The sequence below is a fragment of the Thiohalocapsa sp. genome (genome assembly GCF_022340605.1).
Classification (GTDB): Bacteria; Pseudomonadota; Gammaproteobacteria; order Chromatiales; family Chromatiaceae; genus Thiohalocapsa.
Window position 1 is genome coordinate 1 of the sequence record NZ_JAJDNQ010000032.1, and the last position, 4,403, is coordinate 4,403.

General features: G+C 69.7%; 2 protein-coding genes. Both read left to right on the forward strand.

All coding sequences use genetic code 11. The annotated features are described in order from the left end of the window. Positions 1-1,110, forward strand: a 1,110-nt coding sequence (locus LJE69_RS04435) for a PHP domain-containing protein (RefSeq protein WP_296921907.1), incomplete at its 5' end; no start/stop codon positions are given. Between the two features lie 301 nt (positions 1,111-1,411). Beyond that, on the forward strand, positions 1,412-4,258 hold the full coding sequence (locus LJE69_RS04440) for a mechanosensitive ion channel family protein (protein ID WP_296921909.1): 2,847 nt from the start codon (positions 1,412-1,414) through the stop codon (positions 4,256-4,258). The last annotated feature ends 145 nt before the right edge of the window (positions 4,259-4,403 follow it).

Genomic DNA, 4,403 nt, shown 5'->3' on the forward strand with positions numbered 1-4,403 from the left:
ATGGAGCGCTTCACCGCGTATGAGGAGGTGCGCGAGGTGGTCTCCCGTGGCGAGACCCGCGCCACGGTGCTGCTGCGCGCGGGCTTGCAGGTCGATCTGCGGCTGGTGCCGGCGCTGTCCTACGGTGCCGCGCTGCATTACTTCACCGGCTCCAAGGCGCACAACATCGCCGTGCGCCGGCTCGGCGTGAAGCGCGGGCTCAAGATCAACGAGTACGGGGTGTTCCGCGCCGAGGGGCAGGACGGCGAGCGCGTTGGCGGTCGCACCGAGACGGAGGTCTACGCCGCCGTGGACCTGCCTTACATCGAGCCGGTGCTGCGCGAGGACACGGGCGAGATCGAGGCGGCGCAGCAGGACCGGCTGCCGCGGCTCATCGAGGTCGGGGATATTCGCGGCGACCTGCACGCCCACACCGACGCCAGCGACGGCCACGACAGCCTGGAGCAGATGGCCGAGGCCGCCGCCGCGCGCGGCTATGACTACCTCGCCATCACCGACCACTCCCGCCACCTGACCGTCGCTAATGGCCTGGACCCGGCGCGGCTGGCGGCGCAGATGGACGCCATCGACCGCCTCAATGACCGCCTCAACGACCGCGGGGACGGGCGCATCCGGGTGCTCAAGTCCGTGGAGCTGGACATCCTCGCCGATGGCTCCCTGGATCTGCCGGATGAGGTCCTGGCCCGGCTCGACCTCTGCGTTTGCTCCGTGCACTACAAGTTCGATCTCTCCCGCGAGAAGCAGACCGAGCGCATCCTGCGCGCCCTGGACAATCCCCACTGCCACATCCTGGCCCACCCGCGCGGCCGGCTCATCGGCGAGCGCCCGGGCTACGCGCTGGACCTGGAGCGGGTCATGCGCGCCGCGGCGGAGCGGGGCTGCGCGCTGGAGGTGAACGCCCAGCCGAAGCGCCTCGATCTCGACGATGCCGACTGCCGGCTCGCCAAGGAGCTCGGCGTGCGCATCGCCATCTCTACCGATGCCCACAGCCGCGGCAATCTCGACTACATGCGCCTCGGCGTCGACCAGGCCCGCCGCGGCTGGCTCACCGCGGACGACGTCATCAACACCCGCGGTCTGGATGATCTGCTGGCGCTGCTGCGGCGGTGACTTGACTGTCTGACGGACGGACCGCCTCGCGTCGGCCCGACCTAAGCCGCTCCTGCCGCGAAGCGTCTGCGATCCGGCGGCGATGCGGCTTGCCGGGTGGGACTTGGTGTTTGGCACCACCGGCGCCTGGTGCAAACGAACCAAGAATACCTGGGGGTGCTGCCCGCGACGGCGGCACCGCCCACGGTGGCGGGTGCCGGAAGCGTGCACTGAAGTTGCATGTGTCCGGCCGGTGCCAAGCCGGACACAGATGCCGGTCCACCGCAACCGCAGGACCACCAGCAGAATCCGCAGTATGTCCATGATCCCAGCCTCTGCCCGCCGGGTGTTGCCCGCGCTCGGTCTGTCCATCGTCGTGCTCGCTCCACTTGTTGCGCTCCCGGGCGCCACCACGGGCGCTGCCCCCGTCCCTCAGAGCTCGGAGCCCAATTCAGCGTCCAGTTCGGCGTCCAGTCCGGCGTCCAGTCCGGCCGAGGGGGCAGCGCCGGCTGGCGCGGGCGCCGCGCAGGCAGGTGGGCACGCCGCCGCGCCGAAGCAGCACACCGCCGCGGCATCCGAACCGCAACTCGGTTTCGACCCGGCGCTGGTGGGGCTGAAGGGGTTCCCGGAAACCCTGTCCAAGCCGGCGGCATTCGAGACCGCGATCCGGCTGATCGACGCGCGGTTGGATGAGCTGCGCAGCGCGCCGAGTCAGGCACCCAGCGCCGGAGCGGGCACGGCCGCCGCCATCGCTGCCAGTGGTGCCGCCGCCGAGACGCCAGCCGCTAAGGCGCTGGCCGCCGAGACCGGCCAGCCGGCGGCAGGCCCGCGCATCAAGGCGCTCGAGGGCCTGCGCCAGGCGCTGCGAGGGGACGCGGCGCTGCACCAGCGCCTCGATGACGTGCGCAAGGCGCTTGCGCAGCAGGACGAAAACCTCAAAGACCCGGCGCAGCGGGCGGTCGCCGGCAGCCCACCTTATCTGATCACGGTGCGGGATCAGCTCCTCGCCGAGCGCGCCAGCCGCGCCATCGCCGAGGCGGCCGCCGAGCGGCGGCTGGACAGCGCGCAGCAGCGCGAGCAGGTGGCGGCCGATGCATTGGCCGCGGCGGTGCGGGCGCGACGGGCTGCCCGCGACCAACTGCAACAGGCGGAGGACAAGTCCGGGAAAGCGTCCGCGGCAGCCTCCGGCAAAGAGTCCGGCGCACAGGGCGCCGCTGCACCCGGCGTCGCCGAGCTGGCGCGGGCGCTGGAGGTGGCGCGGCTGCATCAGCTCCAGGCGCGCGTGCATGACGACGCGGCGCAGACGCGAGTCTCCGTTGCCCAGGCGGAAGCGGACCTCGCCGCCGCCGACCAGCGCCTACTTGGCGCCAAGCTTGAGCAGGTCGACGACCACGTCGTGCTGACGAAGGCCATGCTGGACAAGCAGTTGGCGGGGCTGGAGGACCGCGCGGCGACGCTGCGCGACTCGCTCCAGCGTCTGCAGCGTATGGGCGACGCGGCGGAGAGCGCGCTGTACCAGGCGCGCCGCCAGCAGGCCCAGGCCAAGGGCGCGAACGCCAATGGCTCCCTGGACGTGCTGGATGCCTGGGTGGACGCGCGCATGGCGCAGGCCACCGCGGCGCGCAAGGGCGCCGAGTACGTGCAGCAGACCCTAGACGATCTCGCCGCCATGGAGCGGTTGTGGCACCGCCGCTACACCGTGCTCACCGACCCGAAGAGCGCCGACCTGACCGGCTGGCTGCGGGAGGCCAAGCAGAATCTCGCGTCGCTGCGCGAGGATCAAGACTATGTCGAGAGCGAGCTGAACGCGCTCCGGGACATGGCGCTCAAGCTCCAGGGCCAGCTCAGCGATCCCGGTCTCACGGCCGCGCTGCGTGCGCCGTTGCAGGTACGGCAGGCGGCGCTGACGGAGCAGGAGAGCGATGCAGGGACGCTGCTCGCCACCCATGACGAGCGGCGTGCGCTGCTGGAGCGGCTCACCGAGCAGCTCGACCCGCTGGTCAGCGCCCGCTCGCTGCAAATGCGCATCCATCAGGCGCTGGCGTGGCTTGGCCACCGGTGGTCGGCGGAGCTGTTCGTGGTGGAGGATCAAAGCATCAGCGTGCGCGACATCGCCGTTACCCTCGGCATCTTCCTGCTGGTGCTCGCGCTCGCGGATCTGGCCAAGCGTGTGCTGCGGCGCGTGCTGCGCCGCCGCCGCGCGCGCGGCGAGCGCGAGCCGCGAGGCAAGTGGGGGCTGTTGCTGGACGCGCTAGTGGAGCAGACGAGCCCGCTGGTGGTGCTGATCGCGGCCTTCGCCCTGGCGCTGGCCCTGTCCGGGCTGGTGCGCCCGCAGTTCCGCGCATGGCTGTGGAACGTGCTGGTGGTGGCGCTCTACGTGCAGGTGGGGCTGTGGGTCAACGGCGCACTCACCGATTACCTGGTGCGCAAGCGCAGCCGCAAGGAGCAGAAGGACCCCTCGACGGTGACGGGCTATGGACTCCTGCTCTTTTTCGCGAAGGTCAGTGTCTGGATCATCGTTGGCATCTCGGTGCTGGCCTACTTCAAGTATCCGCTCGCCGGGCTCGTCGGAGCCCTCGGGGTCGGCGGCGTCGCCGTGGCCTTCGCGGTGCAGAACATCCTGGGTGATGTGTTCAACTCCATGGCCATCATCCTCGACAAGCCGTTCCGCGTGGGTGACTTCATCGTCGCCGGCGACGCGCTCGGCGTCATCGAGAATATCGGCGTCAAGACGACGCGCATCCGCAGCCTGTCCGGCGAGCAGGTGGTGATTTCCAACACCGACCTGCTGAAGAGCAGGATCCACAACTACAAGCACATGCGCGAGCGTCGCGTGGTATTCCGGCTTGGCGTCACCTACGAGACCCCGAGGGAGAAGCTCAAGCGCATTCCGGGGCTCATCGAGACCAGCATCCGCGAGCAGAGCCGGGCGCGCTTCGACCGTGCGCATTTCGCCGAGTATGGCGACTATGCGCTGGCGTTCGAGGCGGTCTATTACGTTCTTGGCGCCGACTACACCATCTACATGGACGTGCAACAGGCCATCTACTTTGCACTCCATGAGCGCTTCGAGGCGGAGGGCATCGACTTCGCCTATCCGACCCGTGAGATCATCGTGCGCCGGCCGGATGCGGCCGAGGCGCCGGTGGCAAGCGCGCGAGCCGACTGACTACGCGAAGGCGCTTTTACTCCTTCTGGATAGCCTGCTCATCCTTATTGGGTATCCAGGAACCGGGTTCTTGCCAGGCGTCACCGCGCTGGCCTTATCCAGCCCCAATGACCGACGTACTACCTGGTGCGGCATCGCGATGGGA

Coding starts and splice junctions, on each gene's coding strand:
- LJE69_RS04440 (WP_296921909.1), top strand. CDS start 1,412: ATGATCCCAGCCTCTGCCCGCCGGGTGTTGCCCGCGCTCGGTCTGTCC.